Source organism: Mesorhizobium sp. M7A.F.Ca.CA.001.08.2.1 (genome assembly GCF_003998455.1).
Lineage (GTDB): Bacteria > Pseudomonadota > Alphaproteobacteria > Rhizobiales > Rhizobiaceae > Mesorhizobium > Mesorhizobium ciceri.
In genome coordinates this window covers 1-5,403 of sequence record NZ_RZPW01000424.1, presented here as the reverse complement: position 1 = coordinate 5,403, position 5,403 = coordinate 1, and the positions used below count along the sequence as shown (strand labels likewise).

The 5,403-nt window shown below is 62.8% G+C and carries 5 protein-coding genes and 1 pseudogene; 1 reads left to right on the top strand and 5 read right to left on the bottom strand.

Annotation, left to right across the window (positions count from 1 at the left end; all coding sequences use genetic code 11):
• Positions 1 to 232: pseudogene (locus EN914_RS22650) on the top strand (sugar kinase); the annotation flags it as partial.
• Between the two features lie 16 nt (positions 233 to 248).
• Here EN914_RS22650 and phoB read toward each other — a convergent pair.
• Genes phoB through pstC form a run of 5 tightly spaced genes read right to left on the bottom strand, consistent with a single transcriptional unit; the run spans position 249 to position 5,304 of the window.
• The gene (gene phoB / locus EN914_RS22645) at positions 249 to 938 is read right to left on the bottom strand and encodes a phosphate regulon transcriptional regulator PhoB (RefSeq protein WP_010911896.1); all 690 of its coding nucleotides are present in this window, start codon (positions 936 to 938) and stop codon (positions 249 to 251) included.
• Between the two features lie 16 nt (positions 939 to 954).
• On the bottom strand, positions 955 to 1,662 hold the full coding sequence (gene phoU / locus EN914_RS22640) for a phosphate signaling complex protein PhoU (RefSeq protein WP_013529272.1): 708 nt from the start codon (positions 1,660 to 1,662) through the stop codon (positions 955 to 957).
• A gap of 26 nt (positions 1,663 to 1,688) precedes the next feature.
• Entirely contained in the window at positions 1,689 to 2,507 is an 819-nt protein-coding gene (pstB, locus tag EN914_RS22635) for a phosphate ABC transporter ATP-binding protein PstB (RefSeq protein WP_013529271.1), read from the bottom strand.
• A gap of 17 nt (positions 2,508 to 2,524) precedes the next feature.
• Complete coding sequence (pstA, locus tag EN914_RS22630) at positions 2,525 to 3,841, bottom strand: phosphate ABC transporter permease PstA (RefSeq protein ID WP_024503005.1); 1,317 nt, start codon at positions 3,839 to 3,841, stop codon at positions 2,525 to 2,527.
• Complete coding sequence (gene pstC, locus EN914_RS22625) at positions 3,838 to 5,304, bottom strand: phosphate ABC transporter permease subunit PstC (protein WP_024503004.1); 1,467 nt, start codon at positions 5,302 to 5,304, stop codon at positions 3,838 to 3,840. Before pstC ends, pstA begins: the two co-directional genes overlap by 4 nt.
• Positions 5,305 to 5,403 lie beyond the last annotated feature (99 nt).

The window sequence follows — 5,403 nt, the reverse complement described above, 5'->3', positions numbered from 1 at the left end:
GACCATGGCGACCGGCGCCGCCTTCGACCTGATCGAGCCGGCATTGCGGCAAGCGATTGCCCAGACCGCCGGCGGCCAGCATTCCAAGTCGATTTCCTTCGACACCGAGCCGAACGAACTGCCGCTGATCCGCGAAGGCTGCGCCATGCGGGCGCTGATCTTCGTCGATCAGGAGATTTTTGCGCCGGGCGTGCAGGCGAGATCCGGTCTCGGCGGCAAGAACGTGGCGTAAGTTCAAACGAGGGAGTTCAGTCCTCGCGAATGGCGTAACCCGCCCCACGGATGGTGCGGATGACATCGGGCATACGGCCGTTGTTGACCGCCTTGCGCAGCCGGCCGACATGCACATCGACCGTGCGTTCGTCGATGTAGATCGTCTCGCCCCAGACATTGTCGAGCAGTTGGCTGCGCGAGAACACGCGGCCTGGATGGCGCATCATGAATTCAAGCAGGCGGAATTCCGTCGGCCCGAGCCGGATCTCGCTCTTCTTGCGATAGACACGGTGCGATTCGCGATCGAGCACGATATCGCCGACCTTGAGCACGCTGGACAGCACTTCCGGCTTGGCCCGGCGCAGCAGCGCCTTGACCCTGGCCATGAACTCCGGCGTCGAGAAAGGCTTGACCAGATAGTCGTCGGCACCGGTCGAGAGGCCGCGCACGCGGTCGCTTTCCTCGCCTCGCGCGGTCAGCATGATGATCGGCAGCCGCTCGGTCTCGGGACGCATCCTTAGCCGGCGGCAGAGTTCGATACCGGAAACCGCAGGCACCATCCAGTCGAGCACCAGAAGGTCTGGAACGTTCTCCTGCAGCCGGATTTCGGCCTCGTCGCCGCGCGTCACCACCTCGACCTGGTAACCTTCGGATTCGAGATTGTAGCGGAGCAGCACGCCTAGCGGCTCCTCATCCTCCACCACCATGATGCGTGGCGCGATCATCGGCTGGTCACCCCTGTCATGCCGCTGGCGCGGACATTGCCGTCTCGTCCTGCTTCGGACGATTGGCTGGCAACTGCGTGCCGGTCAAAACATAATAGGCATTTTCGGCGATGTTGGTCACGTGGTCGCCGATCCGCTCGAGGTTCTTGGCGCAAAACAACAGGTGCGTGCACGCCGTGATGTTGCGCGGATCTTCCATCATGTAGGTCAGAAGTTCGCGGAACACCGATGTGTATTTGACGTCGATGCGTTCATCATTGTTTCGGAGCGTGGCAAGCGCTGCCGCGTCAGCGGCGGCATACTCGTCGACGACCCCCTGCACCTGGATCAGCACCAGCTGCGCCATCGCGTCGATCGAATGCGAAAGGTCGTGCGGCGTGACGCTCAGCCCGACAGTGCCGACGCGCTTGGCGATGTTCTTGGCAAGGTCGCCGATGCGCTCGAGGTCGCCGGCCATGCGGATCGAACCGACTACCGCACGCAGATCGTTGGCCATTGGCTGGCGCTTGGCGATCAGCGTGATGGCACGATCGTCCAGCTCGCGCTGGCGTGCATCCATGATGGCGTCGTCGGAAACCACCCGCTGCGCCAGCGCATTGTCCGAATTGAGCAAAGCCCTGGTCGAGCCACCGACCATCGAGCGGGCGAGATCGCCCATGTCGCGGATCAGCTGGCTGATCTGCTCCAGATCCTCATCGAAAGATGCGACGGTATGTTCACCCATGATCTTCGTCCCTCATATGCCAGAGATCAGCCGAACCGGCCGGTGATGTAGTCCTGGGTGCGTTTGTCGTCGGGGGTGGTGAACATCTTGTCGGTGGCGCCCTCCTCGACCAGATAGCCAAGATGGAACATCGCGGTGCGCTGCGACACGCGCGCTGCCTGCTGCATCGAATGGGTGACGATGACGATCGTATAGTTCTGACGCAGTTCGTCGATAAGTTCCTCGACGCGAGCGGTGGCGATCGGGTCGAGCGCCGAACACGGTTCGTCCATCAGGATCACCTCGGGTGACACGGCGATGGCGCGTGCAATGCACAGGCGCTGCTGCTGGCCACCGGAAAGACCCGTGCCAGGTTCCTGCAAACGGTCCTTGACCTCGTTCCAGATCGCCGCCTTCTTCAGGCTGGACTCGACGATCTGATCCATGTCGGCCTTGCGCTTGGCCAATCCGTGGATGCGCGGACCATAGGCGACGTTCTCGTAGATCGACTTTGGGAACGGATTGGGTTTCTGGAACACCATGCCGACGCGCGCCCTGAGTTCGACGACATCGATGTTCTTGTCGTAGATGTCCTCTTCGTCGAGCGTGATCTTGCCGGTTACCCGTGCTGAATCGATGGTGTCGTTCATGCGGTTGAGGCAGCGCAGGAAGGTGGACTTGCCGCAGCCGGAGGGGCCGATCAGCGCCGTCACCTGGTTCAGGCGGACGTCGAGATCGACGTCGAACAGCGCCTGCTTCTCGCCGTAGAACACGCCGACCTTGTCGCCGCGCATTTTTATCACTTCGTTCGACTTCATCTTGTCGCCCACTGCGTTTTCAAGGGACTGTTCGGTCATGATGTTCATACCAAAATGCCTTTTTTCTACCAGCGCCGCTCGAACCGACGCCGAAGCACGATCGCGGTGATGTTCATGGCCATGAGGAAGACGAGCAGGATGATGATGGCGCCGGACATGCGCTCGACGAAGGCGCGTTCGGCCTCGTTCGCCCACATATAGATCTGCACCGGCAGCGCGGTGGCCGGATCGAAAGGCGTCGTCGGTGGATCGGCGACGAAGGCGACCATGCCGATCAACAGCAGCGGCGCGGTTTCGCCGAGCGCGCGCGCAAGACCGATGATGGTGCCGGTGAGGATGCCGGGCGCGGCAAGCGGCAGGATGTGCTGGAACACCATCTGCATCTTGGAGGCGCCAAGACCGAGAGCTGCCGAGCGGATCGACGGCGGCACCGCGGCAAGCGCGGCGCGCGTCGCGATGATGATCGTCGGCAGCGTCATCAGCGTCAGCACCAGGCCACCGACGAAAGCGGCGGAGCGCGGCATGCCCAGGAAATTGATAAACACCGCGAGGCCGAGCAAGCCGAAGACGATTGACGGCACTGCGGCCAGATTGTTGATGTTGACCTCGATAAGGTCGGTGAAACGGTTCTTCTTGGCGAACTCCTCCAGATAGATGGAGGCGGCGACGCCGATCGGCAGCGCGAGCAGCAGCACGATCACCATCATATAAAACGAGCCGATGATCGCCACGCCCATGCCCGAGGTTTCCGGGCGGCTGGAGGCGCCGTAGGTGAACAGGCCGCTGTTGAAGTGCTCGGCCATCGCGCCCTCGGCCTTGAGCTTGTTCATCCAGGTGATCTGCTGGTCCGAGACCTTGCGTCGCGCTTCCTCGACACTGAGGTCGATCTGGCCCTTGAAAGCGGAGTCGAGATTGGCGGCGGCGAGGATGTTGACGTCGCGTGTCGTGCCGATCACCGAGGGATCGGCGGCAACGATGTCGCGCAACTGGACGCGGGCGCCTTCCGAAAGGAAGCCCTTGAGCTTCTGGATCATCGGCTTGTCATCAGGAGAGATGCCGAGCTTGGCCACCAGCGCGTTTTCGGCGAGCTTGGGATAATTCGCCTTGATCAGAACGCTCGGATCGGTTGCACGCTTGCCGGAAGGATCGATCACTTTCTCGTCGAACGAGATCGGCAGCGATACCGTCGTCTGCCAGAAGGCGGTGTAGCCTTTCGAGACGATGGTGATCAGCATGATTGCCAGGAACGCCAGGCCTACGGAAATCGCCACGACGCCATAGATGCGGAAACGGCGTTCGGCGGCGTAACGGGCCTTCAGGCCGATGTCGCGGCGCGGATGGGCCGCCGGCCTGACCATCGTCTCCATGGGAATGTCGGTCATTCGTACTGCTCCCGATATTTGCGCACGATGTAGAGCGCGACGATGTTCATCACCAGCGTCAGCGTGAACAGCGTCAGCCCGAGCGCGAAGGCGACCAGCGTCTGCGGCGAATTGAACTCGAGGTCGCCGGTGAGCTGGTTGACGATCTTGACGGTGATGGTCGTCATCGCCTCGAACGGGTTGATGGTGAGGTTGGCGGCGACGCCCGCCGCCAGCACGACAATCATCGTTTCGCCGATGGCGCGCGAGGCAGTCAGCAGGATGGCGCCGACGATGCCGGGCAGTGCAGCCGGCAGGATCACCCGCTTGATCGTCTCGGAGCGGGTCGCGCCGAGGCCGAGCGACCCGTCGCGCATGGCGCGCGGCACCGCGGTTATGATGTCGTCTGAGAGAGAGGAGACGACCGGGATCAGCATGACGCCCATGACCAGGCCGGCGGTGAAGATGCTCTGGCCCTGGATGAATGGCGAGCCGCCGGTCAGCGCCGCGGACAGGTCGCGCAGGAACGGCCCAAGCGTGACGACGGCGAAGATGCCGTAGACGATGGTCGGTATGCCGGCCAGCAGTTCAAGCGCCGGCTTGACCACCGAGCGCACCCTGGGCGTTGCGTATTCGGCCATGTAGACAGCCGACATCATCCCGACCGGCACCGCAACCAGCAGCGCGACGGCGGCGATATAGAGCGTGCCGGCAAGAAGCGGGATCAGGCCGAACTGGCCCTGGCTGCCGCCCGAACCGGCAGCGGCAAAACGCGGATCCCAGACCGTGCCGAAGAAGAAACTCATCGGCGAGACGCTCTCGAAGAAGGTGATCGTCTGGAACAGCATCGAAAGCACGATGCCGACGGTGGTCAGGATGGCGATGGTGGAGGCGGCAAGCAGCCCCCACAGCATCAACCGCTCGACATTGTTGCGCGCCCTGGCGCGCGGCTCGATCTGCCTGAGCGCATAGAAGGCGCCGGCGATCGAGGAAGCGAGAATGACAATGGCACCGAACAGGCTGAGCCGGTCCTGGACCTTGTTCGCCTCGACGGCGATCGGGATCATGTAATCCTGTGTGTCGCTCGCCAGTGCCACGCCCTTGGCGGCGAGCAGCGGCTGCAACTCGGCAAAGCTGGCCGGCATTGCGGCCAGTGTGCCAGCATCGAGTTTGCGCAGGCCCCTGGCGAGGCTCTTTACCAGGCTGACATCCAGTGCCTCGCTGGCAACCTTGCTGTCGACGGTACGCTCGGGCAAGGCAGCGTGGATGTGCCGGTCAAGATAGACCGAAGAACCGACGGCCCAGACGGCAAGCAGCAAAAGAGCAGGCAGGACGGCGAGCAGGAAGGCCCACCAGCCGTGATAGTGGGCACGCGAATGCGGCTTGACCTTGCCATTGTCCTGGGCCGCGGCACGCTGCCGGCCGATGAAAAAGGCAACCAGGCCGACGGCAACGACGATGGCCAGTACGAGCAAGGACGACATGCACCCACCCCAAGGGAAATTCTAACGCAGCCGCCATTGCGGCCTGCGGTGAAACCGGGGCGCGGATTTGACCCGCACCCCGGTTCGGCAGCTTGATTA

What these genes read in the sequence shown, in the direction of transcription:
- phoB (WP_010911896.1), bottom strand. Translation starts at nt 938, where the DNA reads ATGATCGCGCCACGCATCATGGTGGTGGAGGATGAGGAGCCGCTAGGC.
- phoU (WP_013529272.1), bottom strand. Translation starts at nt 1,662, where the DNA reads ATGGGTGAACATACCGTCGCATCTTTCGATGAGGATCTGGAGCAGATC.
- pstB (WP_013529271.1), bottom strand. Translation starts at nt 2,507, where the DNA reads ATGAACATCATGACCGAACAGTCCCTTGAAAACGCAGTGGGCGACAAG.
- pstA (WP_024503005.1), bottom strand. Translation starts at nt 3,841, where the DNA reads ATGACCGACATTCCCATGGAGACGATGGTCAGGCCGGCGGCCCATCCG.
- pstC (WP_024503004.1), bottom strand. Translation starts at nt 5,304, where the DNA reads ATGTCGTCCTTGCTCGTACTGGCCATCGTCGTTGCCGTCGGCCTGGTT.